At 59.9% G+C, this 25616-nt stretch carries 20 protein-coding genes and 1 pseudogene; 5 read left to right on the top strand and 16 right to left on the bottom strand.

Translation table 11 applies throughout. The features are described from left to right. Position 1 precedes the first annotated feature (1 nt). From HU806_RS00315 to HU806_RS00270, 10 genes are all read right to left on the bottom strand, one after another. Positions 2 to 1123, bottom strand: coding sequence for a glycosyltransferase family protein (locus HU806_RS00315; RefSeq protein WP_238350083.1), 1122 nt, complete (start codon positions 1121 to 1123; stop codon positions 2 to 4). Continuing rightward, positions 1120 to 2229 (bottom strand): non-hydrolyzing UDP-N-acetylglucosamine 2-epimerase, encoded by a 1110-nt coding sequence (gene wecB / locus HU806_RS00310; RefSeq protein WP_186608933.1) that lies wholly within the window; start codon positions 2227 to 2229, stop codon positions 1120 to 1122. The genes HU806_RS00315 and wecB overlap by 4 nt, the downstream gene beginning before the upstream one ends. Next, a complete protein-coding gene (locus tag HU806_RS00305) occupies positions 2226 to 3812 on the bottom strand; it encodes an FAD-dependent oxidoreductase (protein WP_186608931.1) in 1587 nt (528 codons plus the stop codon). The genes wecB and HU806_RS00305 overlap by 4 nt, the downstream gene beginning before the upstream one ends. Continuing rightward, positions 3802 to 5085 (bottom strand): NAD-dependent epimerase/dehydratase family protein, encoded by a 1284-nt coding sequence (locus HU806_RS00300; protein WP_186608929.1) that lies wholly within the window; start codon positions 5083 to 5085, stop codon positions 3802 to 3804. Before HU806_RS00300 ends, HU806_RS00305 begins: the two co-directional genes overlap by 11 nt. Positions 5086 to 5087: 2 nt before the next feature. Beyond that, positions 5088 to 5495 (bottom strand): GtrA family protein, encoded by a 408-nt coding sequence (locus tag HU806_RS00295; RefSeq protein WP_186608921.1) that lies wholly within the window; start codon positions 5493 to 5495, stop codon positions 5088 to 5090. After that, positions 5492 to 6070, bottom strand: coding sequence for a class I SAM-dependent methyltransferase (locus HU806_RS00290; protein ID WP_238350082.1), 579 nt, complete (start codon positions 6068 to 6070; stop codon positions 5492 to 5494). The genes HU806_RS00295 and HU806_RS00290 overlap by 4 nt, the downstream gene beginning before the upstream one ends. 200 nt (positions 6071 to 6270) lie before the next feature. After that, the gene (locus HU806_RS00285) at positions 6271 to 7293 is read right to left on the bottom strand and encodes a glycosyltransferase family 2 protein (protein WP_186608918.1); all 1023 of its coding nucleotides are present in this window, start codon (positions 7291 to 7293) and stop codon (positions 6271 to 6273) included. Positions 7294 to 7308: 15 nt separating this feature from the next. Next, positions 7309 to 9714 (bottom strand): phospholipid carrier-dependent glycosyltransferase, encoded by a 2406-nt coding sequence (locus HU806_RS00280; RefSeq protein WP_189672330.1) that lies wholly within the window; start codon positions 9712 to 9714, stop codon positions 7309 to 7311. A 27-nt stretch (positions 9715 to 9741) separates the two neighbouring features. Beyond that, positions 9742 to 12183, bottom strand: coding sequence for a glycosyltransferase (locus HU806_RS00275; RefSeq protein ID WP_186608916.1), 2442 nt, complete (start codon positions 12181 to 12183; stop codon positions 9742 to 9744). Between the two features lie 52 nt (positions 12184 to 12235). Next, entirely contained in the window at positions 12236 to 13054 is an 819-nt protein-coding gene (locus tag HU806_RS00270; RefSeq protein ID WP_186608914.1) for an ABC transporter permease, read from the bottom strand. Positions 13055 to 13236: 182 nt separating this feature from the next. Here HU806_RS00270 and HU806_RS26405 point away from each other — a divergent pair. From HU806_RS26405 to HU806_RS00255, 4 genes and pseudogenes are all read left to right on the top strand, one after another. Beyond that, positions 13237 to 14460 (top strand): annotated as a pseudogene (locus HU806_RS26405) (ABC transporter ATP-binding protein); the annotation flags it as partial. Further along, entirely contained in the window at positions 14440 to 15945 is a 1506-nt protein-coding gene (locus tag HU806_RS26400) for a polysaccharide pyruvyl transferase family protein (RefSeq protein WP_238350095.1), read from the top strand. The pseudogene HU806_RS26405 and the gene HU806_RS26400, both read left to right, overlap by 21 nt. After that, on the top strand, positions 15939 to 16625 hold the full coding sequence (locus tag HU806_RS00260; protein ID WP_186608905.1) for a 2OG-Fe(II) oxygenase: 687 nt from the start codon (positions 15939 to 15941) through the stop codon (positions 16623 to 16625). The genes HU806_RS26400 and HU806_RS00260 overlap by 7 nt, the downstream gene beginning before the upstream one ends. Continuing rightward, positions 16618 to 18777 carry a glycosyltransferase gene (locus HU806_RS00255; protein WP_186608903.1) on the top strand — a complete coding sequence of 720 codons (2160 nt, stop codon included), beginning with the start codon at positions 16618 to 16620 and terminating at the stop codon, positions 18775 to 18777. The genes HU806_RS00260 and HU806_RS00255 overlap by 8 nt, the downstream gene beginning before the upstream one ends. Positions 18778 to 18801: 24 nt before the next feature. Here HU806_RS00255 and HU806_RS00250 read toward each other — a convergent pair whose 3' ends face one another. From HU806_RS00250 to HU806_RS00240, 3 genes are all read right to left on the bottom strand, one after another. After that, the gene (locus HU806_RS00250; protein WP_186608901.1) at positions 18802 to 19704 is read right to left on the bottom strand and encodes an NAD-dependent epimerase/dehydratase family protein; all 903 of its coding nucleotides are present in this window, start codon (positions 19702 to 19704) and stop codon (positions 18802 to 18804) included. Beyond that, complete coding sequence (locus tag HU806_RS00245; protein WP_346657139.1) at positions 19664 to 20599, bottom strand: glycosyltransferase family 2 protein; 936 nt, start codon at positions 20597 to 20599, stop codon at positions 19664 to 19666. Before HU806_RS00245 ends, HU806_RS00250 begins: the two co-directional genes overlap by 41 nt. A 145-nt stretch (positions 20600 to 20744) precedes the next feature. Further along, positions 20745 to 21851, bottom strand: coding sequence for an FAD-dependent oxidoreductase (locus HU806_RS00240; RefSeq protein ID WP_186608897.1), 1107 nt, complete (start codon positions 21849 to 21851; stop codon positions 20745 to 20747). Between the two features lie 179 nt (positions 21852 to 22030). Between HU806_RS00240 and HU806_RS00235 the strand changes: the two genes are divergently transcribed. Further along, positions 22031 to 22456, top strand: a complete 426-nt coding sequence (locus HU806_RS00235) for a VOC family protein (RefSeq protein ID WP_186608895.1) — start codon at positions 22031 to 22033, stop codon at positions 22454 to 22456. Positions 22457 to 22504: 48 nt separating this feature from the next. Here HU806_RS00235 and HU806_RS00230 read toward each other — a convergent pair whose 3' ends face one another. From HU806_RS00230 to HU806_RS00220, 3 genes are all read right to left on the bottom strand, one after another. Then, a complete protein-coding gene (locus HU806_RS00230) occupies positions 22505 to 23380 on the bottom strand; it encodes a LysR family transcriptional regulator (RefSeq protein ID WP_186608886.1) in 876 nt (291 codons plus the stop codon). Positions 23381 to 23477: 97 nt separating this feature from the next. Beyond that, positions 23478 to 24116 (bottom strand): TetR/AcrR family transcriptional regulator, encoded by a 639-nt coding sequence (locus HU806_RS00225; protein WP_186608884.1) that lies wholly within the window; start codon positions 24114 to 24116, stop codon positions 23478 to 23480. Between the two features lie 303 nt (positions 24117 to 24419). After that, positions 24420 to 25523: an alkene reductase gene (locus HU806_RS00220; protein WP_186608882.1), complete on the bottom strand. Its 1104-nt coding sequence runs from the start codon at positions 25521 to 25523 to the stop codon at positions 24420 to 24422. Between the last annotated feature and the right edge of the window lie 93 nt (positions 25524 to 25616).

Genomic DNA, 25616 nt, shown 5'->3' with positions numbered 1-25616 from the left:
TTTACCACGCTTCTGGTTTTTCCAGTTCGGCAGGCATGAGGCTAATGGTCGAAAAACGCTGAGCCCAAAGATGCGTTTCACGAAATTGCTGGACAGTCGGCTGGTCGCTTTGGCTGGCGAGCGCTGCAACGACGGTGTTATGCAGATCAGTACCTTCATCCACGATCCAGACGCCCGGTTCCCGGTCTCGCAGGGCCATTTCACCAAAGCGGGTGGAGATGACGGGCAGGCCGAGGGCGCGGTACTCGTAGTATTTGATCGGATCGACCGAGGCGGTCAGGCGGTTGAGCTTGAACGGGATCAATCCCACCGAAAAGGTTGCCATGGCTGTAATTGCATCAGCGTAGGAGCACTCGGGGAGCAGCCCGATGTTGGCAGGCAGTACGCAAGGCGCCGGCGTGGCGAGGGGCCCGATCAGCTGGATGCGGTTTCCCGGATTGGCCTGCGCCAGGGCGATGACCAGGTCCCAGTCGAACCAGCGACCCAGCGTGCCGACGTAACCGAGTACCTGGTGTTTGGCACCCAGGTCCAGGCTTTCGACCGGCGCCAGTTGGTCAATGTCACAAGCATTGAGGGCCAGTTCCACGTGTCCGGTCATCCCCAGCAATTTGTCGCGAAGGGGCGTTGAGGATGCCAGTACTTGGGATGCCCGACGCATGAGCTGAGCCTGGCGACGTTCCATGGACCGGCGTGGCAGGCCCTGATAAAAGGCCGGGAAATCATCCATGGCATCGTAGAGGGCATGGCTTTGCGGAAACCGCGCTAGCAGTTGCAAGGCCAGTTCGGAAGGTTTTCCCACGCAGATCATGCTGGGCCCTGCCGCAGAAAATGCCGCGACCGTTTTGAACACGTTGCGCCACAGCCACTTGAGCATCATCGCCGTGCCAGGGATGGGCTCGATGGGTAAGCTCCAAGGTTTGCAGACCTGCAACCAGGGGGGAATGCTGACGTTTGGCGGGTCGGCCACGGGCGGCTTGAGCCTGAAGTCGTTCAATGTGGGTAAGCGCGTCGGGTACGGATCGATCCACAGTACCGAGGCCCCGGTCTGGTGGTGATACCAGTCGACGAAATGATGGGGACGCTGGCTGAAGCTCGCCCATGGCACCGGGGACAGATAGATCATGCGCATGCCTGGAAGTACTGCCTGAGCACATCGACGATGCGCGCTGCGGCCTTGCCATCGCCATAGGGGGAGACTCCGCGTGCCATGGCCTGATAAGCCTGTGGGTCATCGAGCAGGCGCTGCGCCTGTTCGACGATGATGTCCCGGCTGGCGCCGACCAGCTTGACCACGCCGAGGTCGACCGCCTCCGGACGTTCGGTTGCTTCGCGCAGCACCAGCACGGGTTTGCCCAAGGCCGGGGCCTCTTCCTGCACGCCCCCCGAGTCGCTGATGATCAGGTACGAACGCTTCATTGCGGCGATAAAAGGTGCGTAGTCCAGCGGTGCGCAGAGGATGATGTTGCGAGTCTGGCCGAGCAATCTGTGGGCGATATCCTTGACGTTCGGATTGGGATGGACCGGATAGAGAATCTGGACGCCCGGGTTCCGCTCGGCCAGGCGCTTGAGAGCCTGGCAGATATTCTGCAACGGTTCACCGAAGTTTTCCCGGCGATGGGAGGTCACCAGCACCAGGCGTTTGCCGGGGTCCAGTGGGATAGCCAACGCTGAGTCCTGGGCCGCGGTCATCAGCAAAGCATCGATCACGGTATTGCCGGTCAGGGCGATATCGCTGGCGGCGACACCTTCGCGCAACAGGTTGTCGACGGCGCGCTGGGTGGGCGCGAAATGCCAGCGGGTCAGCTTGCCGGTTATCACCCGGTTGGCTTCTTCGGGGAACGGATTGCGCAGGTCCCCGGTACGCAGGCCTGCTTCGACATGGCCAAAGGGAATTTGCAGGTAAAAACACGCCAATGCGGCACTCATGACCGTGGTCGTGTCGCCTTGAGCCAATACGACATCCGGTTTTTCCGATTGGAGCACGCCGTCAAGTCCGAGCAGCAGGCGTGAGGTCAGTGCTGCCAATGACTGGTTCGGGCGCATGGTGTCCAGGTCCAGGTCGGCGGTGATGGCGAATCCCTGAAGTATCTGGTCCAGCAGGCCTCGGTGCTGGGCGGTGACGAGCACCCGGCAATTGATATTCTTTTCAGCCTGGAGCGCCTTGATTACCGGGGCCATCTTGATGGCCTCCGGGCGCGTACCGACGATGCAGAGTACCTTTGGAGTCATGCTTTTCGATTCCCTATCGTTAATGCGAGTGAGCGTGCTATTCGGTCCGCGTTGGCCATGAGGGTCAGCGTGTGGGATTTCTCGGTAAGGCTGGGCAGGCAGGCTCCGTCGACGATATGCACACCACGAAGGCCCACCACTTCGCCAAGGCAATCGGTCTGGCCGATCCTGGGCGCCGAGTGCATGGGCAGGGTGCCTGCGTAATGGATATCCGCTCCTGGCCTGCCGACGGTGAAGCTCATGGGCATCAACAACGCGCCCATCTTCCAATAGATCCGGCGCAGCTTTGCCTCGGCTACCTTCATGAGGGCGGGGAGCTCGGAATGCACATCGCCGTTGATGCTCAACCAGCCGTCCGGGCGCAAGGTCGCTGTGTTGTTCGACAGCTGGCCGGGAAGGAAGATATTCCCGACCACACAGGCGCTGAGCAGGTTTTTCAGCAGTTCGATGCTGTAGCGTTTGCCCAGGGGAATCCGGCTGACAAACTCGCTCATTGGCAAGCCGGTGGTACTGAACGTCGAACCGAACGCCGTGGCACTGGACGTCAGCGCAAGAGCGAACGACAGCTGGCCCAGGCCAAATGTCGGCGCCCGAGGGCTTCCGAGCATTTTCGGCAACCACAGCAGGAAGGCCGCCGTGGGCGCTGACAACAGCGGTATCGGGGCCAAATGGTTCAGGCGCTTGAGGGCGATCCGGGTCGAGGCCAGGGTGCCCGCCGCCAGCAACAATCGCGTACCGCCGAAGCGCCGGGCCGAGCGCCGGTCAGTGATTGTCCATGCACCGTCCTGGTTTAGCAGGTCGTCCACCAGAAAATCCTGCACGTGCCGGAATCCGGGGTATTGCTTGAGCCTTTGCAACTCTTGCGACGCGCTGTACAAGGCCTGGTTGTGGCAGCCCCACAAGCAGGTCCCGGACAGGTCACACGCCTTGCGCTCGTCCAGAGGCTGGCTCAAGACGGCGACCCGGGAGCGGCCAAGGCGAAATCCCAGCTCGGGAAACAAAGGTCGGCGCCGGGAGTAGTCATCGAGCAGGCGTTGATGCAGGGTGTCCAGCGGCAGGGGTGGCTGCGACCACTGATCGAGGCCGAAATAGCTTGAGAGGTCGTCGTCGGTCCGGCCACTGATCCCGATCCGGCGAGCGACCGTTTCGTAGGACGCCAGCATCTCGGAATAATCAATGGGCAGCCCGGCAAAATCGCTGGCGCCGAGCGCTGCCACACCGCAGCCCCAGGCATTGGACAGGCCTCCGGTTGCCAATGAGCCGATGCCGATAAAGTTGTCGGTCGCGATGCGATTGCCGGCGCTGAACCCCTCGAAGACGTGGGCGTGGGTCGGCGTCTTCAACTTGGGCGATAACGCGTCCAGTCGGTTCAATGCGTGGAAGTTTTCGCCGATCATCCATTTCCATTGATGCTCGTCGTTGGCCCTGGCGTGGAGAAAAGAGCGGGTTGGCAGCATCGCCGAACCGGCACCGGCCTGGGCATCGACCATGAGCACTCGCAGGCCAGCCTTGACCAGCGGATAGGCGGCTGACGTCCCGGCCGGGCCGCTGCCGACAATGATCACATCGAATTCAGGCTTCACAGTGGGCTTCACGTTCAAGCAACAGCCGGCGGGCAAAGGGACGGCACGCCAGCGCCGCAAGCTCCCACGCCAGCGCCTTGACCGAGGTGAGTCCCAACGCAACCAGCGTGACGATCAGGCTGCGCCGTTGTTGGGAGCCTAGAAAGACCTGGGCGCCTTGGGGGCTGGCTTCGGCGATTGCCAGTGCAACCTGCAGGCGCCAGGCCAGCTCCTGGCCGTCGGGCTTTTGCAGGACGCCGGGGTTGTCCAGGAGCGCGAGGAGTATCGGCCAGCCCATCAGCAAGCGAGAGTGGATGATGGGGCGGGTTTTAGCCGCACGTTCCAACGCCCTGGCGTAGCGCCTGACCAGGCTTTTTTGCGGCGGGTGTTTGAGCAGGTAGTGCAAGAGAACCGTGGCTTCCTGGACCAGTCCTCGTCGTTGTCCGTGTCCGGAGCGGTGCATGCCGTGGGCAAGGGGGCGCAGTTGGATACCGAGTGTGCGCAGCGAGCGCTCGCTGTCCATGGGCGGCAAGTGAATGAGGGAAAAAATCCGCTCCAGGCCCAGTTTCCCGCTCAAGGACTGCCCGAGTAATCGGCGCAACAGCCTGAGCAAGGCCACCGGCACGGGGATCGGCAGGCGCGGGGCTCGGACCCGGTGTACCGCAATCAACCTCAGGAAGTGGCCGAAGGCAACCGGCTGCACGGCGCCGAGATGGAGGACCTCGGCAGGCACGTCGTCTCCCTCGACGACGGCCAGGATCGAGGCGGCGAGGTCGTCGACGTGGATGGGTTGCACGCGAGGCGCGGGCAACAGAATCGGAATGAACGGGCTTCGGCGAACCAGCCCTGAGAGCAGTCCAAAGAGCCCACGTTCGGGGCCGCCATACACTTGGCCGGGACGAATCACAGCGCCTCCGGCGGCCAGCACGTGTTGTTCGATGCGCCATTTTGTCCGGCCATAAACGCTCGATGCGGTGGCTTCGGCGGTTTGACTGGAAATGAAAATGAACCTGGCCGAGCCTTGTTGGGCGCAACGGATCAGCGCCTGGGCCGCCTCGACTTCTTCGTCTTCGCCAATGTCGGTACTTGTCGATGTATCAGCCGCCAGATGAATCAATGCCTGGACGCCCTCCGGGCAGTTCGGAGCCGGGCCCCGCAAATCATAGGCAAGCCAGGCATAGGGAGCGGGGCACGGCTGGCGCGTGGCGCAAATGGCCTCGTGTCCGCTTGCCACCGCGAGGGCTGACAAGCGCTGTCCGATGTAGCCTGTCGCGCCGGTAATCAGTAGCTTCATCGTCATGCGCCTTCGACGCGGTCGGCGGGAAGCGGCGGCTGCGTATCGGCATGAAACACGAACAACTTGCTGATCCAGTAGGTCAGGGCCACGCAGACCACGTCGCAGGAAAATTTAATCGGGACAGGGTTGTCGACGAAATACAGTCCAAGGCTGAACAGCGCCGAAGCGATCGGGATATTGATGGCGAGTAACGAGAAATAGCGCACCGCTTGCGCCTTGCTGCTGCCATGGATTGACTGGAAGGTGAAGTGCCGATGCACAAAGAACGCAAACACCCCGGCGGCACCTTTGGCGGCGATGTTGGCCAGGACGGGTTGGTCCTCGAACAATGCGATCAACAGCAAAAACGTCCCCATGTCCAACGCATAGGCTACGACCTGGACGGCGCCGTACCGGATAAAGGTCAAGAGATCCTCCTGATGACCACGATGTGATGCAGCGCCAACACCCGCCGCAACGGATAGAGCATTTTTTCAACGACTTTGAGCACGGGGATCAGCGCGTCAGGTAACAGCTGGCGAAAGTTCAGGCCGCCGGAAACCAGGTAGCGCGGATAATTGCCACACACTTCTTGGTGGACGATTTGCAGGCTTGGGTACTTGCGCTCGAATGCTTGCCTGTCGCGCACGAAGACGATGTAGCTAAGGGCCTGGTTGGCGCCGTTCATGGGGCCGCTCGACGGTGTTTCCCAGGAAGGAAAGTGCATGTCGAAGCCTTCGGACTTGAACAGGCGCTTATAGAGAAAAGCGGCAAACGGGCCGTGATAAGGCTCGATCAAAATGGCGCCTCCGCCGATCTTGAGCGTTCTTTGCAACTCCGTGAAAAACTGCTCGGGGTGAGGGAAGTGGTGAAAGCAGTTCTGGCCATAAAAGGCCCTGACCGAATGATCGGCCAGGCTCATCGCCTCGGCATTGAGCGCCATGTCCAGTTGTTCGGTGGCGACAATGTCGGTGGCCAATACTTCAGGGTACGAATTACGCATGGGCGCAATGCCCGCCCCCAATTCCACCTCAAGGCCCTCGACCTCGAAACAGCGGTCTGCCAGGCGACGAAACGCGTGGTGGAACTCTACGAAGACTTCCCGGAGCATGCGCTTGCGTTCAAGCACTTTGCCGTGAAGTTCGAAGCGTTCGCTGCCATCGACATCGAATGCCTTGAGCGACGGGTCCGATAAAAAATCTCTCAGCGTTTTAATGAGTTTTCTTCCCGCAATGACGTTGCCTTGCCACGCCTGGATTGTCGTGGCCTGCTGGGCACCGAGGCGATGTCGTAACCGAGGAACGCCATGATCAGTTGCAACCCCATGAGCATGGGCAGCGCGCTGAGCATCACGGTTCCGGCTGGCGTCGCGATGCCCTGCTGCGCCGACTCATACCAGTGATAACTGCCGAAGATGATGCCGAACAAAAACATGAGGATCCCGATCGGTAATTCGATCGACGCCAGGGACATATCGCGCAAGTAGTAGTTGTAGAGCACGCGCTTGGTGAAATTTCGCAGGTGCTTGAACAGGAATTCACCGATGATTTTCGAGATCTTGAGGTGACTGACTTCGTCGCCGTAGCGGGCTTCCATCGGAATATCCACCACCACGGCGCGCACGGTGTTCAGGCGGAACAGAATGTCGGTCTCGAAAAAATAGCGCTGGCTGACCTTGTCCAGGGGCAGCAGCCTGGCGACGTCACGGTGAATCGCCGTGTAGCCGTTGGTGGGGTCGAACAGATCCCAATAACCCGTCGAAAGCTTGGCCATCAGCGACAACACGGCGTTGCCCAACAGGCGCAGCCGCGGCATCGATTGGACTTCTTCCAGGTTGAAAAACCGATTGCCCTTGGTGTAGTCGGCTTCTCCCGCCAGGATCGGCTCGATGAACAGCGGGATCAGGGTCGGGTCCATCTGACCGTCCCCATCGATTTTGACGATGATGCTCGCACCGTCGGCGAGGGCCGCGCGATAGCCGGTCATGACCGCACCGCCCACGCCTTTGTTGACGTCATGGGGCAGCACCTTGACCCGGTGATCGTTACAGCAGGCCTGGACGTGCCCGCCCGAACCGTCCGGGCAGGCATCGTCGATGACGTAGATTCGCCATACCTCCGACCCGATGGCGTCTATGACGCCCGCGATGTGTGCGGTGACCCGGTAGCTGGGGATGACGACGGCGACGCGTTGTTCGTCCGTGAAAAGCGCTGTTTTTGAGTTCATCGATATCGCCCGCTATTACCGGAATGAAAGTGACCTGAACGCCACCGGAGTGTCGGTATGACCGGACGCATAAATGATCACGGACGTGGCATTGGCAGGGGCAACGACGTTCATCTCATGGGTCTCCCATTGCGTGGTGCAGTCAAACGTTTCGATGCTGGCAGTAATGAATTCGCCTTGGTCGTCCATCCAATTGGCTTGGACTCTGCCGACAGTAGGTGTCGCTGCGCAGCGTGCGGACACGCTGTTGATATAGCTGAGTCCCGGTGTGACTTCGACCCGTTGTGTGGCCGGTGTCTTGACGTTGACGGTGAGGATCTTGCGCGATGCGTCATAGGACGAGGGGGACGTCAGGCTCCAGCCCTCGAGGCTGGATAATTCCGGGTTGAGCAGAAGTTCGTAACGGGTGACATCGAGTTTGCGCAGGTCCAGGTCGTCCAATCTGGCATACGACGTGGACACAGCGAGCAGCCGCTCGAGTGGCGCCTGGGGAAGGGATTTGAGGTCGATCAGCAGCCAGTTCACCTGGCGCTGGCGCAGGCGCTGGGTCAGCGCCGCGGGTGTGCGCGCTCCATCGAACTGGTTTTTCCACTTCAGGTTGTACCACGATGCGTAAAGGGCATCGCCGTGTAAACCCGCCATCAACGGCGACGCAAAGACCGCCACGGGCTGATAGCCGCGGTTCAAGGCGTTGACCGTGTCGACCATCTTTCGGACGGGCAGGCGTTCCAGCAGATAGGCCTCCCGACCTGCCTGGCTCAACAGTGCCGAAGGGTTGATGTCGCCATAGTAAGTCGCGGCCTGAATGAAACGGGTATTGGTCAGGATCAACAAGGCCCCGGCGGCGATGGCGAGGTTGCGTGGGAAGATCCTGGCATCGGAAAAGGGCAGGGCCAGGATCACTGAAAAGAGCGCGAAGGAGGGAAAGACATAACGCAGATACGCCGTTGAGTGAAACGTCACGAACATCGCACCGACGCCGACCAGGAGAATGCCCAAGGCTTTTTTATTGCCGCTCAACAGCACGGCGACGGCAGACGTGGGCAGCAACAGCCACTGAAAGCCGGCCGCGCCGACTCGCCCCTCAATGAACTGGGGCGAATTGAAGACCATCCGATAAAGGGTGTCCCAGGTCATCCCGGTACCGAACGCGGCCGGCGGTTCGAAATTGATGTTCGGCCAGAGCGGCGAGTGGAAAATGGCATTGAAAAACGGGAACACCGGGTTACCGGTCAAGTACCCGGCAGAGACGTACGGGGTGGCACCGGCCAATAGCAAGCCGGCGCTGCCGAGCAGGAGCGTCTTGCCGAGCCCTTGGATCGCCCAGGCTCTGTACTGCAACAGGAGAATCGCCAGCAGGACCGGCAGGACGCTCAGGGTCACGGCTTTGGTCGCCATGGCGAAGCCGAGCAGGACGCCGGCCAGGAGCAGTTGCGACAGGCGCTCACTGGGATCCGGCGTGAAGCTTGAAACCTTGAGGATCGCCAGGGTTGCGGCCAGCATGAACGCGGTCCACGCTGACTCTACGTGCAGGCTGCTGCTTTCGGCGAAGGCGAGGGGTGTCGATAGAAAAATCAGGCTTGCCCAGCGGGCACTTGTCGCAGAGCCCCCGGCCCAAAGGGTCACGTTGCGGACCTGCCACGCCAGCAGCAAGGTGAAGGCGCTGTTGCTCAGGCGCGCTGCCGTTTCGCCGGCCAGCATATAGACGATGCTGTAGATCCAGTCGGCCAGCATGGGCATGACGGCCCACACATAGTTGCTTGCATCGAACGACCACTGATGCCGCTGGGCCAAGTGTGAGGGGACGAAGAGATGCATGGCCAGCGCGTCATGCCCAACCTCCGGCATGAAGGCTACCAGCACATAAAGGCAGGCGAAGCTGCAGATCAGGACGTCGAGCCCGGTCTGCAAGGGTGTTTGCGCTGAGCGGGTGGCCTGGATGTGCCTCAGCAGTTCACGACCTATCGAGCTGACCTGTCTGTGCCCCAACAAAAGCGGCAACGACAGCAGCGTGCCATACAGCCAGGGGTAGTTGATCGGCAGGTACGCTGCCAGGCCTGCCAGCGTACCGAACGTACCGGCGCCCACCAGTAGATGGACGCTCCAGTCGGCCGAGACTGGTTGCCTGAGCATCCACCTGCCGAGTACGGTGGCAGACAGTGCGAACACGGCGACGACGATCACAGGCCATGTCTGCCCGCAGGCGATGGACAGGCACGCCAGCAACCCCAGGCAAAGAATGACCGGTGGCTTGCGCGTGAGAACGGTGAGGGCGGCCAGGCCCGCCAATGCCAGCAATATCGTCCGGGTGCTGCTGTTCAAGGACGCCAGCTCGAGCGTCGAAAAACCGTACGCGCCGACCACCGCACTCGCCAGTAACACCGACAACACCACTGCGTATTTCAGGCTGAATCTGGGCAAAATATCATCTCGGTTGCAAAAGGGGGCTTATGCGTCACGGTACGTGTGCGGGACCCACAGTCCCCATTTGCTTTCGTAGATCGCCCGGTTTTTTTCGAAAAGTGCCTGTTTTTTTCGGGCCCCCAAAGTGTTGAACGAGGCGGACAGGTGGTGGTGAATGAAGACGTCTTCGGCACAGGCCGCGCGCATGCCAAGACGCTGCACCCGCCGGCAGTAATCGTCATCCTCGAAGAACCCCAGGCCGTACTCTTCGCACAGGCCACCGATTTGTTCGTAGGTCGAGCGCGGGAGCATCACGCAGAAGAACGCCAGGGTGTTGATCTCGAACCACTCGCCCATGCGGGCGCGGGTCATCTGCGCGGCTTCGGCGGGCATGTCTTCCATGCGGCCATAGCGGGTGCTCACTTTGGCCTCATTGCCGATGTTGTTGGTGATCGGGCCGATGATGCCGATCTCCTTATGATCCCGCAGGTGGCGGATCAAGCCCTTGACCCAACCGGCGGTGACGACCGTGTCGTTGTTCAGGATCACCAGGTAATCGCCGCTGGCCGCTGCGAGGCCCAGGTTGTTGCCGGCGGCGAATCCTTTATTGTCCGGGTTGAGGATCACGATCCGGTCTGGATGTCCGTCGGCCCAGTCAGTGAGAAAGGCTGGAGTCTGGTCGCTGGAATGATTGTCGACGACGATGATTTCAAGGTTCGGGTACTGGCTCTGGGTCAGCAGGCTGTCGAGGCAGGCCTTGGTCATTTCGAGATTGTTGTAGGTCAACACCACGACGCTGACCTTGGGCTGGGGCAATGTCGCGATGGCCTCGCGCAGGCTGGCGGCCCGATGCTGCCAGGTCTGGCCCCGGGCGAACGATTGACGAGCCTCCAGCGTAGCGCTGGCCTCTGGCAATGCGCCGAGGACGCCGCGTAGGGCCGAGATGAACTCAGTCGGCTCTTCAACCGCCCAGACCAGTTTGCCGAACTGGCTCAACTCCGGCAGCTTCACTGACACCACCGGTTTTCCCGCGCTCAGGTATTCATAGACCTTGACCGGGTTGGTGGCGAGGGTCAAAGGCATGACTTTGAATGGAAGCAGGCAAACGTCCATGGCGTGAAGGTAATAGGGCAGGGAGGCATACGGGACTTCGCCCTCCAGAACCACGTTCGGGTAGGCCTTGAAGTGTTTTTTCGCCTGGACGATATCACTGCCGATCAACAGTATCAGGTGCTGCGGGAAGGATTGGGCGACCCGCTTGACCAGGTCCAGATCGAACCATTCGGCTATGACGCCGTAGTAGCCGATGATCTTCCTGTTGCCATCGGGCCGGTAGACCTTGTCGGGGCGTCGGCTGAAGAAACTGAATTCGCAGGCGTTGCGGATCACCTCTACATTGCGGTTTTCCCGCTTGCCGTGTTGTTCGATCCAGTCGGAGGTCGCTACCAGCAGATCGGCCCTGCGCATCAAGGCAATCTCAAGGTCGAGCAATTCCTGGGCAACGTTGCCGAAGCCTGCGTGATGATCCATGCAGTCATAGACCAGCGTGGAGTTGGGGACACGCCTTGCCAGCGGGAACCAGTAGGCGTGCTGGACGATGCAATCCACGGCTTCGACGCTCGCTGATCGCAGGAGCATGGCCAGGCCTTCGCACAACTGGCGAATCGCCGCCGCTGACGGCGGGGCATGATAGATGGCCGGTGCACCAAGCACCTTGAAACGGATCTGGAACAGTCGGTTGGAGCCCTCCAGCGGCTTTGCTTCGAAGCCAGGAGCATCGTCGTCGATGAAGTTGTTCGAGATATAAAAAGTCGTTTGTCCGGCTCGGGCCAACTCCTTGGCCAGGTTCTGTGGACGCTGGATACGAAAATGCCAGTCAATTACACCGAACATCAGGATCACGGGCTGCCCGAGGGTGGATGGCACGGCAAGGTTTACGGGCGGTTGCAGCGGGAGGAAACCAGCGGCTGCCGCTGATTCGCCTGGCGTGGCCTTGCCGGGTTTCAACCAGCTTCGAAGCCGACGCGCCAGTTGGCTTTTTTGCTGTGCGGGGAGGGGCAACCAGGCGTAGACCCAGCGCGATAATTTATACAGCTGCTTGCGTATCGAATACCGCAGCGGTGCGCGTTCAATGGCGTTGCCCCAGTCGGAAAGCTTGAACAGCTCAGCCTGATTCGCCGTCAGTTGGGCACTCAGATCCTCCGCCCGATCAGAAAGTGTGACGGCCTCGCTTTCTCTTGCCTGGAGTAATGCTTCGGCGTCCTTGAGGCGCTGTTCGGCCACCCGCAGTTGCTCGCGCAGCCGCCCGGTCTTGCCTTCCTGAAGTGACAGGCGCGTGCGAAGCGCTTTTGAACTCAGGTCCAGTTGTTTGATCAGCCGATCTCGACTCTCGATTTCCTTGACCAATTGCAAGGTTTCAAGGGTTCTGGATTGTGTCGAGCGAGTCAGTTCGTCAATGCAATCAACAAGACGGTTGATCTGGTCCATGCGGTTATCTTGTCCTTTACGGTTGCTGAACACGGCCCCTCGGCTAAGCCACTCATATGACGTCGGCAAAGCCTTTGCGTGTCCTCTGGAACCAGGCAAACCCGGAGCAGGCAATCAGCACCGAGACAGCCGAATACGTCGCCAGGTGCTCCCATTGCGGTGGCCTGCCCCAGAACAGTACATCGCGAACCATTTCCACCGGCAGCGTCAGGGGATTTGCCTGCAAGGCGGCCTGATAGCTTTGGGGAAGTATCGAAAGTGGATAGAAAATCGGCGAGAGAAACAGCATCGCCGTGATGATGATGCCGATGAACTGGCCGATATCACGCAGGTAGACGCTGATCGAGGCGAGAAACCAGGAGAGACCCAGCGTCATCAGCACCAAGGGGAAAAGCACCAGTGGCAATAGAAGGGCCGTTACCGGTGGCGTTCCGAACAGGACGATATAGAAGATTAGCCAGGCCAGGACACTGACAGCCATGTGGAACAGCGCTGTGCCGAGCGACACCAGGGGCAGGGTTTCCAGCGGGAACACGATCTTCTTGACGTAGTTGGTATTGGCCAGCACCAGGCCCGGCGCACGGCTCACGCATTCGGAAAACAGGTTGAAGACCAACAGGCCCGCGAACAGCACCAGGGCGAATTCGCTCTTGGATTCACTGCCGCCCGACCAGCGGGCCTTGAAGACGACGCTGAACACGAATGTGTAGACCACCAACATGAAAACCGGAGTGAAGAACGACCACAAGACGCCGAGCATCGACCCCTTGTAGCGCCCGATGACTTCTCTGCGGATCAATACGTAGATCAGGATTCGATTGACCAGGACACTCCTGATCATGGCGGTGGGGGTCGTGCTGAACGACTGCATTGGTGCTTGATCCTTAAGGCAATATTCGGATGCTCCCTGTGTCGCGTCCTCATTGGAGGGTAGACCACGTGCAGGTTCATTCGACGTTTTTTTCCCCATCTGTGCTTAACTCATCCGCAGTGCCCAGCGAAGGACTGAGTAGCGCCGCAATAATGGCCGTGATTCATGGAAGGGTTTTGCCGATGTCGTTTGAAGTGGCCATCCGTGCCGAAAACCTGAGCAAGTGTTATCAGATTTATGATGCGCCCAAGGACCGTCTATTGCAGATGCTGGTGCGCGGCAGGAAGCGTTTCTATCGCGAGTTCTGGGCCTTGGACGATGTCTCTCTAACCATCGCAAGGGGAGAGACCGTCGGTATCATCGGCCGTAACGGCAGCGGTAAATCCACTTTGTTGCAACTGATCTGCGGGACGTTGATGCCGACCCGGGGCAGTGTCCAGGGCAATGGTCGGATTGCCGCGTTGCTCGAACTGGGGTCTGGCTTCAATCCGGAGTTCACCGGCCGGGAAAACGTCTATGTGAACGCGGCGGTGCTGGGCTTGAGTCGCTCGGAAATCGACGCTCGCTTCGATGACATCATCGCCTTCGCCAATATCGGCGATTTCATCGACCAGCCCACCAAAATCTATTCCAGCGGCATGCTGGTACGACTGGCCTTCGCTGTTTCGGTCTGTGTGGAACCCGAAATCCTGATCGTCGACGAGGCCCTTTCCGTCGGTGACGCATCCTTTCAATTCAAATGCCTGAATCGGCTCGAAGAGTTGGCTGCCAAAGGCACGACACTGCTGTTCGTCTCCCATGACATGAGCATGGTCAAGCGCTTCTGCCACCGAGTCATCTACCTGCGCGCAGGCCGGGTCGTTGCCAGCGGCTCGCCCGATGAAATGGCCGAGCTGCACTTGCTCGACATGCGTGACGAGCAACGTCGCTGGGCCAGCGGCGGGGTCATCCCGGTTACGCGCAAGTCATTCATGGGCGGGCAGGAGGGCATTGCCTTTGGGACTGAAGAAGGGCACATCAGCGCTGCCTGCTTCACCAACACCCAGCAGCTATGCTCCAGCTACCTGTATGGCGACAACATCGAGATTCACGTCGAGGCGGTGCTGCATGAGTCGATCACGCAGCCCAATATCAGCTTCACCATTCAGGAGGCGAGGCTGCTGGTGATTGGCGGGGGCAATTTCGCACTGCAACCGGGGCACGTCGAAAACGGCTGGCGGCGTACGGCCATTACGGTGCGCTTCCCGGCCAACCTCGCGCAGGGCCGCTATCATGTCACGCTCAAGCTGTTGCACGGGGCGACGGAAGATACCTCGCAGCTGATCGAGAAGCAGGTCGCGCCCTTGTCGTTCGATATGTTGCCCAACCAGAGGAACTTCTTGGGCATGGTTGACCTGGGGTTGCAGAGGATCGATCTACCACCGGTCGAGTCGCTGCCCAAGGCCTGCGGGACTCAAGGAGCGAGGCTTTTGACGCAACAGCGGGACGAACGCACGTGGCAGGTCGCCATATTTGGCACCTTCGACGTAGAAAACTACGGCGATCTGCTGTTTCCGATCATCGCCGAGGCGGAGCTGACCCGACGCTTGGGCCCGGTCAATCTGCATCGGTTTTCCTATCACCGGAAAACCCGGCCGCAATGGCCCTATGCGGTCACCTCGTTGACGGAGCTGCCCCACGTAGCGCCCAGCCTGGATGGGGTCTTGATCGGCGGCGGCTTCCTGATCCGATTCGATAAAGTCGTTGCCCACGGCTATGGTCCGACAACCGACGAGATCCATCACCCTACCGGTTATTGGCTAACCCCTGCGCTCATCGCGCTGCAGCACGCAATCCCACTCATGTGGAACGCCCCGGGGATGCATTGCAACGCAATTCCCGACTGGGCCAGGCCGTTGTTGAAAATGGCCCTTGAGCAAAGCCAGCACGTGCGCGTCCGTGACGCACTGTCGCGCGATGCCCTCGGCGCGCTTGCCCGACAGGCCGAAATCGAAGTGCTGCCCGATACCGCGTTTGGCTTGCCATGCCTGATCGATGAGCAGCAGCCGTCGGCCGAGTTCATTCGCCTGCGCGAGCACGCCGGGTTGACCGGGCCCTACATCGTGATCCACGCCATCCATGTGGTGGAATCCTTTGTAAAACTGTTCGAAGACCATGCCGAGGCGTTCCAGGGCTATCAATTCCTGGTGATGCCGATTGGCCCCGTCCTGGGTGACGATCCGTCGGTGATTGCCGCGCGCTTGCCTGGGGCTGTCACCTTGTCGTTCTGGCCGGAACCGTTGCTGATGGCGCAAATCATCAGCCAGGCCCAAGCGGTGATCGGCCACAGCTACCACTTGGCGATCACCGCCCTGGCGTTTGGCGTCCCGGTGTTTTGCTCGGCGGACCTGACCACTGGCAAGTACACCGCGCTGGCCGGGTTCGACACACTCCATGCGTTGCCGGACGTGGCGACGGTCGATCCGCAATGGTTCCTCGCCCGCGTGGGCAAGACCCACCCATCGCCCGCGGCGCGTGCGGCGGCGGATCAGTTGGTCGAGCATTGGGACCGAGTCGCGGCGATCGTTCGCCGAGGTAAAACGGCGTCCCAGCCAGTGTTAGGGGCTTTTCTGCAACATCTGCCCAATCTGCTCGAGGCGGCGGCCGAGGGGCTTGAACCATCGCCTGCGGAGTGTCCGGCAAGCCCCGTTGTGCCGAAGCTGGACGTCATCGAACCTGCACAAAACCTCGCCCAGCAGCAACGGATCGTCCAGCTCAGCCACCAACTGGCCCTCAGTGATGCCAGGATGCTTGAGCTGCAGAACTCCCATTCATTCCGAATGACCGCACCACTGCGTTCCATCGCCCGTGGTATCAGAAACCTCACAGCGATCAAGAACAGACAATGCTAGATCTTTCGCGTCTCACGCCAGCGGCCCTAAGGACTCATCCATTCGCATGGGCTGAAATCGGCAACCTGTACTCGACCGAGGATGCCGCCGCGCTGGCGGCGTCCTTTCCCCATGATCACTTCAAGACGGTGAGTGGTTATGGCGGCGAGAAAAACTATGACTACGAGGCTCGCGCCTTGCTGGGCATGGGCACCAATACCATCGCTTTTGCGCAGGAACTGAGCGAGGCATGGTTGAGGCTGGCGCAGGACCTTGGCTCAGCCGGCTATCGCGAGGCCATGTCGGAGCTGACCGGAATCGATCTGCGTCGCGTGCCGATGGAGGTCAACGTCTTTCATTACGGCCCCGGCGCGAATTTGGGAGCGCATCCGGACCTGCCCGATAAGCTGGTCACCCATATCCTCTATTTCAATGAGTCCTGGGACCGCAACGACGGCGGTTGCCTGAACATCCTGCACCGCAACGATCCCACCGCCGTGGCGGCGGAGATCGAGCCGCTGGTGGGCAATTCGGCGATCCTGGTGCGCTCGGATAATTCCTGGCATGCCGTCACGCCCGTGGTCCACGGCTGTCATTCTTCCCGACGCAGCCTGACTGCGACGTTTTATCGACCGGGTTCTGTCAGTTCCTTGTGGCCGCCGGGCGACGGCACTGCGCTGCATGAGTATCCACGTGCTTAAGCCTGATAGCCCGCTGATCGACCGCGACGCCGCCTTGGCTCAACGAGACGCGGCCATCAACGAGCGCGACATCGCCTTGGCGAAAGTCGACTTCCTGCAAAAGACCCGTTCGTGGCGTTTTACCCGGCCACTGCGGTCGCTTTTCCGGGTGCTGCGTTATGGGTTCGCCGCCACCGAGGAATTTCCCGAAACAACCACTGCAATCGTCTACCCGGCAGCACCGGAGCCATTGCCGAACGTCGAGGTGGAAGCTGATTTCAGCACAAAAGGCCGCCTGGATATTCTCTGCTTCGCCAACATCGATTGGGCGGCACGCTTCCAGCGACCGCAGCAGTTGATGAGCCAGTTTGCGAGCAATGGCTATCGGGTGTTCTATATCGTTCCCTGCGAAGTGCCGGAACAGGGGCAGCTCTATCGATTGACACCGGTGGCGCCCAATATTTACGAAGTGGCACTGCAGCGCGATTTGCAGGAGGCGTATTACGAAAAAATAGTCACGCCTGAAAATCATCAAGCCTTGTTGCGTGCCATGGCGGCGTTGACCGCCGATCTGCAGATCAGAACCGCGCTTTCGGTGGTGCATATCGCTTATTGGAGCCCCGTGGCACTCAGCCTGCGCGCCAGGTATGGCTGGCGCATTCACTATGACTGCATGGATGACTGGGATGGGTTTCCGAACATCGGCGAGCAACTGCTGGGTGAAGAAAAGAACCTGGTTGTCCAAGCGGATCTGGTGACCGTTTCCGCCGCGTTGCTTCACCAGAAATGGTGCGGCCATAACCGACGCTGCGTGCTGGTCCGAAACGCGGTGGATTTCGCTTTTTTCCGTCAGCACTGTTTCACCAATGATTTACTGGGCGAGTTTGCCGGCCCGGTGATTGGCTACTACGGCGCCCTGGCGCAATGGCTCGATTATCCCTTGCTGGCGGCCATGGCGGACCGGCGGCCGGAATGGAATTTCATCCTGGTGGGGGATGTTTTCGTCGACGATATGGCGGGCCTGGAGCACAAGCCCAATGTTCAGTTGTTGGGTCGCAAGCCGTACTCGCAGATGCCGCTTTACCTGGATCACTTCGATGCCTGCCTGATCCCCTTCAGGCTCTACAACGTGACGCATGCGGTCGATCCGGTGAAATTCTACGAGTACATGAGCGCGGGCAAGCCGGTGATCTCCACGCCGCTGGCAGAAATGAGCATCTATAAAGACTTGCTGTACTTCGCCACCGGGGTCGATGAGTTCATCGAGCAGATCGAGCGAGCCTTGGCCGAGCGCGACCTGGCGCTCTACAAGCGCCGCGTGGAACTCGCCCGGGCCAATGATTGGAAGGATCGATTCAACAGCCTGCAACTTGCTATCGTCGGGCTGTACGAAAAAGTCTCCATCGTGCTCGTGACGTACAACAACCTCAATCTGACCATTCAGTGTGTCAACAGCATTCTGCGTAACACCACCTGGCCCGATTACCAACTGATTGTTGTCGACAATGGCTCGGACGACGGCACGGGTGACTATCTTGAACGCCTACGCCAGGAAGTACCGACCGCGAAGATCATCCTCAACCCGGACAACCGGGGCTTCGCCGCGGCAAACAACCAGGGTTTGCGCGAAGCCGACGGTGACATCCTGCTGCTGCTCAACAACGACACGGTAGTGCCTGGCGGCTGGCTGGACCCGCTGATCATGCATTTGAGGGATCCGAGTATCGGCCTGGTCGGACCGGTCACGAATGCGGTAGGCAACGAAGCGAAAATCGAGGTTTCCTACACCGATATCCAACAGATGCAGAATTTTGCCGACCGCTACACCGAAGCCCACCAGGGACAGTCGTTCGATATCTCGATGCTGGCGATGTTTTGCGTAGCCTTTCGCCGCAGCATCCTCGAAGAGGTGGGGTATCTGGATGAGGCATTCGGTATCGGGATGTTCGAAGACGACGACTACAGTCGACGCGTCCAGTCGGCCGGCTATCGGACAGTCTGCGCCGAAGATGCATTTATCCACCACTACGGGCAGGCCTCGTTCAAAAAGCTCATCGCCAGTGGCGAATATCAGGCCCTCTGGGATAAGAACCAGGCGTACTTCGAAAGCAAATGGGGCGTTTGGCAAGCCCATGTTCGGCGTGACGAGCCTGGTGTAGGAGGGAAGGGCTAAGTCGCGAAGAGGCAGGCATCCACCTCAACGCCGAGGCAGATCCTCAGCCATCAGTTGAAAAACCCTGGGAGTAAACCCGAGCCGATCCCGGGCATCCGAATGGTCAAACACCAAATCCTCATTCATTCGCCCCACCAGCGCGCTGGAAAGGTGTCGATAGCGAGGCAGCCAGCGCATGATCGAAACGCCCCGGCTCAACGCCTTGGGGGGCAGGCGCAATGTCCGTTCAGGGCGATCCAGGGCCTGGAAAATTCGTTGCACCATCGTCTGATAAGACAGAACTTCTCCCCCCGAAAGGTCGTAGCCGCCACTGGGCAGGTCAGCTGTGCCGATGGCGGACAGGCACGCCTGGATCACGTCATCGCCATGTACCGGCTGACGCAACCCGGTACCGCCTCCGATCAGCGGAAAAAAACCGAAGCGTTGAATGAACCGCGCTATCTCAGAAATATTCTTGTCGCGGCCAAAGCCATAAATCATGGTCGGTCGCAGGATCACCCATTCGATTTGCCGTTCGATCGCCCACTGTTCGAATTGCTCTTCGGCATGTATCAAGCGTTGCGCCACCTCCCGTTCGCGAACATCAGGTGATGCTTGCTTGGCAAAACGGCTCGTGGAGGACAGGACCACAACGCGTCTGACGCGGGTGTTGGCGAGGCGCCTTAAATAATCGACAAGCACCCAGATGGGCGCAAACGACAGGAAAATATCCAGCTCCAGTGCGTGCCAGTCATCAGCCTTTCGCCACGTCACGCCGCAGCAGGGCACCTTGGGTAGGCCTCGGGTGAAGGCGCTCGTTGTGTGACCGCTTTTGGCCAGCAACGGCAGGACGCGCTCGCCCAGGAGGCTGGAGCCGCCCAATATCCCTATCCGCAATTGACGTCCCTTATCGTAGATTCCATGCACCTTTGAGCCGCATAGTCGCATGGCGAAGGACCATCAGGATGAATCGAAACCAGACTCCGATCACCACGCTGATCCAGAGGACGACAGGGTATTTGCGACGGAAGAACTTGCGATAGAAACGCAAGAATCCCAGGTGCTTGTGCCATTCGACAAAATAGGGACGGTGCCGACTGCAGACCCCGAACACATGCATGACCCGGGCACTTGGCACGAACAGAACGCGCCATCCTGCCTGATGAAAGCGCATGCACCAGTCCAGGTCCTCGCAATGAAGGAAATAGTCTTCGTCCCACAACCCGACGCTCTCGATGGCTTCGCGCTTGACCAGCATGCACGCCCCCGAGATGGCTTCAACGACAATGGGCGCGCTGGGCAGCGGCTCTTTGTGCAGCAGGAAATCCGACAACACCGACGGGAAAAAAGTTGAGAGCCGAGAAAGCCCGAAAGCCCGCATGAAGGCGCGCCTTGGCGTCGGGAACACCCGTCGTCCACCGGCTTGCTCGCTGCCGTCCGGATTGCACAGGAACCCCCCGACCATGCCAACCTCCGGCGAGCTGCGCAGCGTCAGCAGCAAACGGCTTAGCGCATCAGCGGCCAGTACCGTGTCCGGGTTCAAGAAGAATAAATTGGGCGCCGCTGACAGGCGGGCACCCTGGTTGCACGCCACGGCGAAGCCGAGGTTGGCGGCATTGCGCAGGATATGAAGCGAGTCGCCAGCCGCGTGGGTTCGTTCAAGCAGCTTCAGGCTGTCATCGCGAGAGTCGTTGTCCACCACGATCACCCTGGACGCACCGGCGGCAAACGCCGACTCCACGCACTCCAGCAAGTATTCACCAGCGTTGTAATTGACGATGATCACATCACACTCGCCACGTGGCGATGATGTGGCCAATTCATCAATAGCGAGCAGTTCCACTGCTTCCAACTTCGTCACTCCCTGCACGAACCTGAATACATATGGAATCGCAACTACTCAGGCCTGTATCCACCATAGCAGGTCCTCGCCCGTCGACCAGTCCGGGCGCCGATGTGTGCTCCGTGGACCGTCACGTCTGGCCGCTTTAACGCTCGATCAGCTCGCGAACGTGCTTGGCGATGGCCAGGCACGACGTCAGCCCGGGGGACTCGATGCCGAACAAGTTGATCAGCCCCGCAACGCCATGCTCGTGCGGACTGCTGATCAGGAAATCGCAGGCAGGCTCGCCAGGCGCCGAGATCTTCGGGCGAATCCCGCTATAGCCAGGTTGCAGGCTGCCGTCCGGCAAGCCGGGCCAGTAATTGCGAATGGCTGGATAGAAGCCGTCTGCGCGAGCCGGATCGACCTGATAATCCTCGGTTTCGATCCATTCGGTGTCCGGGCCGAAGCGTGCCTGCCCGCCCAGATCGATGGTCATGTGCACCCCGAGGCCGTCGGCTTCCGGTGCCGGGTAGATCAGGTGCGTGAAGGGCACAGGCGTTGACACGCTGAAGTAACTGCCCTTGCACAAATAGTCACGTGGCACCGCGTCGGGCGCCAATCCAACGATGCGCCGCGCCAATGCCGGGGCCTGGAGGCCCGCCGCATTGATCAGTTGGCGACAGGCGAGTGCCATGGGAGCCTCCCCACCGACGTCAAGGAGAAAACCGTCGGCGGTCACTTTCGCAGCGAGCAATGGGGCATGGAACGCGATGCTGGTGCCGGCTGCCTCGCAATCCCCTTGCAGCGCCAGCATCAGCGCATGGGAATCAACGATGCCAGTCGAAGGTGAGTACAACGCAGCAATGCATTCAAGGGCCGGTTCCAGAGCGGTGGCCTGAGGACGGTCCAGCAGGCGCAGATCATCTACACCGTTTTCACTCCCTCGCTGGAGCAATACCTGGAGCTGGCCTACTTGCGCGGCAGTGTTTGCGACTATCAGTTTTCCCGTTCGACGCGTACTGACTCCGTGGCCGTCGCAATAGGCGTAGAGCGCATGCCTGCCCTGGACGCAGAGTCGGGCTTTCAAACTCCCGGGGGGGTAATAGATCCCCGCATGGATGACCTCCGAATTACGCGAGCTTGTGCCAATACCGATGGCTCCCGCGGCTTCGATCACCAGCACTTCGTTGCCGGCCCGGGCCATTTCGCGCGCGACAGCAAGCCCCACCACGCCCGCACCCACCACCACGCAATCGATATCGACACTCACGTCACAGCTCCTATGAATGCTCACGCACTTGAGTACAAATAAAAATTGTGCTTTTGAAAAATTTATATTGATTTTTTCTAGAGTGGTGCGGCTTTAGCATAAATCACCTACAAGAAAAGTTGGGCAACGCGTGCGATGCCCAATCTCACAAAACCATGAATAGCTGTATCGGAGCCCTGATGAGTCTTTCTCCTTTCCATCTTGCAATCCCGGTTTATGACCTCGCTGCAGCCCGCACCTTCTACGGAGAAGTCTTTGGCCTTTGCGAAGGGCGCTCCAGCAGCCAATGGGTCGATTTCGATTTCTACGGCCATCAATTGGTGATCCACGAACACCCGAAGACCGCTTCTCAAGAGAGTGTCCACAGTAACCCGGTGGATGGTCACGACGTACCGGTTCCGCATTTCGGGATTGTTCTCGAGTGGGCGCAATGGGAGGCCCTGGCTGAGCGTCTCAGGTCCTTTGGCACCGAGTTTGTGATTGAGCCCTACATTCGTTTCAAGGGGCAGGTCGGCGAACAAGCGACCATGTTCTTGTTCGACCCCTGCGGTAACGCGCTTGAGTTCAAGGCGTTCAAGGATATGAGTCAGCTCTTCGCGAAATAATACTGTCGATAGCGGGCTGCGCTTATCGTCTGGTTGTCGGGGGAGGCGTCAAGGTTTCTTCAGAGCCTGCTCGGTAATCAGTTGGACCAGCGCTTTTACCGGTTCGGTGAGGCTGCGGCGGGCGCGATGTACCAGGCCGATATCGCGGTGGAACGTGCGCTGTTTCAGGTCAATGGCGCGGACCTCTGCCGGCCATTCCTGAAGGGTGGCGGTTTCGGGCACCAGGGCCACGCCGACGCCGTTGGCCACCAGCTTGACGATCGCATCCAGCTCGTCGAGCTCGCACACTTCATGCAATACGACGTGGGTTTGTCGCAGGAAGCGGTCTACCTGCCGGCCGCCGAAAGAAGATCGGTCGTAACGAATGAATGGCTGGGTTGACACCAACTCCGACCAGTCGTCGCCCGGCATATCGGCCGGGACGATGAGGCGATAGGGTTCACGTGTCAACGTTGTCCAGCGCAAGTCACTTTGAAGCGAGAAGGGCGGGCGGATGATCGCTGCCATGTCGATTTCACCGGCATCCACCTGATTGACCAGATCCATGGAAAGACCCGGAATGACACGTGTCCTGCACTGCGCAAACTGCTGATGAAAGTGAGCAAGCGCTTGCGGTAGGAATGAGCGTTGCACAGAGGCAATCGCGCCAATCGTTACCAGGACGCTGGTGGGCAGCCCGACGTTTGTCGTGCCCAAATGTTGGAACTGACGCACCAGGTCCTGCCCTTGCAGCAGCACCTGTTGCCCCATTCGGTTGAGCTGGGCGGACCGTCCTGTGCGGTCAAACAGCTCGACGCCGAGCTCTGCCTCAAGGCGTTGCATTTGCGCACTGACAGCGGCCTGGGTGAGCCCTATCTTGCTGCCGGCCGCGGCGAAGGTGCCTTCTCTCGCCACGGCAATGAATGTTTTCAGTTCTTTGATCATGGTCAAAGATTAATGATGTTTCGGCCGTAAATACATTTGTTTTTTTGTTGGCGGGGAGGCCCTGAAACGGTGACCGGACGCGTGGCCATTGATGGCTTTATTGCGATTCGGCGAGGGCAGGGGTGAGCATTGCCACCGCGGTTGCGGCGATGCCCTCCAGGTCTTCCCGACTGGCGGCGTCATGGGCTTGCAACGACATGCCCTCAAGCAAAGTATTCAACGCAGAGGCGAGGATGCGGGTATCCGTCCCGGGCTTGAGTTGCCCGTCGTCGACCGCGCGATCCAAGCGTTGTTGCAGACAGTCACGACCTTCCTGGCGCAAGGCCTTGAGGGCCGCCGGGACCTCTCCGGCATCGTCCGACACGTTCACGGCTGCGAGCACCACCATGCAGCCACACGGGGCCAGAGGCTCGGTCAGGATGGACGCGGAGGTATGAAAGAAGTCGCGGATGGCACGCACCACGTCCGGTTCACTGTCCATGCGTTCCCACGTGGCGTCCCAGAATGTAGTCTCGTAGTGCTCGACGGCTTCCAGGAATAATTTGGCTTTGTTGCCAAACGCTGCGTAGAGGCTGGGCGGATTGATGCCCATCGCCGCGCATAGCTCTGTCACCGAGGCTGGCTCGTACCCGCGTTTCCAGAACACCGTCAGGGCCCGCAGCAGTGCCTGATCACGGTCGAACGTGCGCGGGCGCCCTTTGCTGCGAGGAACAGGGCGTGAGGTGGAATCGGTCATGGGGCTGACTACCTTAAGACGTGTCGGCAGACGGTTTCGCCTGGGAAGCTGTTTTTCAGCGCTGATGATACACAAAATGTCCCGTTCCCTGCGCGAGCGCCGGGCGGCACGACAGGTCGCCCAGGCGCCTACATGACTGATCACAGCCTTGATTCAGCTAAGGGATTCGAGACCTATACTTTGAAGCCGCCGATCCGGATTTGCGTAGCCTGCATTACGTCGCCGGTGGCCAGTTCCATGCCATCGGCGAAGCAATGAATGTCGAAGCAAAGGAAGGCGCATGATCGCGGTATTGCTACGTGATCAGTAGTCGCCGACGGGCCAGTCGATGTAGCCCTTGGCGCCACCGCCGTAGTACGACTCTCGCGGCGCAATGGTGAGTTCGACGCCACGGCGCAGGCGCTCGACCAGATCGGGGTTGGAAATGAACAGGCGACCAAACGCGACGGCGTCGATCCTGCCTTGTGCGCGGCGCTCGATTGCCATCTCCAGGTCGTAGTTGTTGTTGCCGATAAAGGCGCCTTTGAATTGCTCGCTCAGGGCATCCATGTCCACGCCGGCAGGCACTTCGCGGGTGGTGGCGGTAGCGCCTTCGACAAAGTGCAGGTAGGCGAGGCCGAACGCGTTGAGTTGCTGGATCAGGTAGCCGTACGTCGCCATCACGTTGCTGTCGGGCGGCGTGTTTCCGGCGTCTGGAGTGACCGGCGACAAGCGGATGCCGACACGTTCGCTGCCCCAGATTTTCACGATCGCAGCAGTCACTTCCAGCGTCAGCCGGGCCCGGTTCTCGATCGAGCCGCCATACGCGTCGGTGCGATGGTTGGTGGAATCGCGCAGGAACTGGTCCAACAGGTAGCTGTTGGCAGAGTGCACTTCAACGCCATCAAAACCGGCACGTTTGGCATTCTCGGCGGCGCGTTTGTACTGCTCGATGATCCCTGGGATTTCGTCGGTTTCCAAGGCGCGCGGCATCGATACCGGAACAAAACCGTTCATCGTGTAGGTATCGCCTTCAGCCTGGATTGCGGAAGGGGCGACCGGTGCCGCCCCCTCCGGCTGTAACTCCACGCTGGAAAAACGTCCCACATGCCAGAGTTGGCTGACGATCTTGCCGCCAGCGGCATGCACCGCATCGGTGACTTTCTTCCAGCCGGCAATCTGCTCGTTGCTCCAGATGCCCGGCGTTGCGGCATAACCGCGACCTTGAGCGGAGATATTCGTGGCTTCGGCGACGATCAGTCCCGCGGTGGCGCGCTGGGCGTAGTACTCGGCGTGCAGCTCGTTGGGAACGCCATCTTCGCCATAGCGGCTGCGGGTAACGGGCGCCATCACAATGCGGTTGGCGACTTGAATCGCGCCAAAGCGCGTCGGTTTGAACAAGTCAGTACGGTTGCTGTTATCTGTCATGCAAATGCTCATATAAATAGACCAGTCGTCCAATGAGTCCGTAAGAGCATGGCGGCGACAAGGGTCGCTTAGCCATGATCAGGGAGTCGGTGG

Source organism: Pseudomonas sp. SWRI154 (assembly GCF_014268645.1).
GTDB lineage: Bacteria > Pseudomonadota > Gammaproteobacteria > Pseudomonadales > Pseudomonadaceae > Aquipseudomonas > Aquipseudomonas marvdashtae.
Note: the sequence above shows the minus strand (reverse complement) of the source record. Positions and strands in the feature narration are given on the sequence as shown.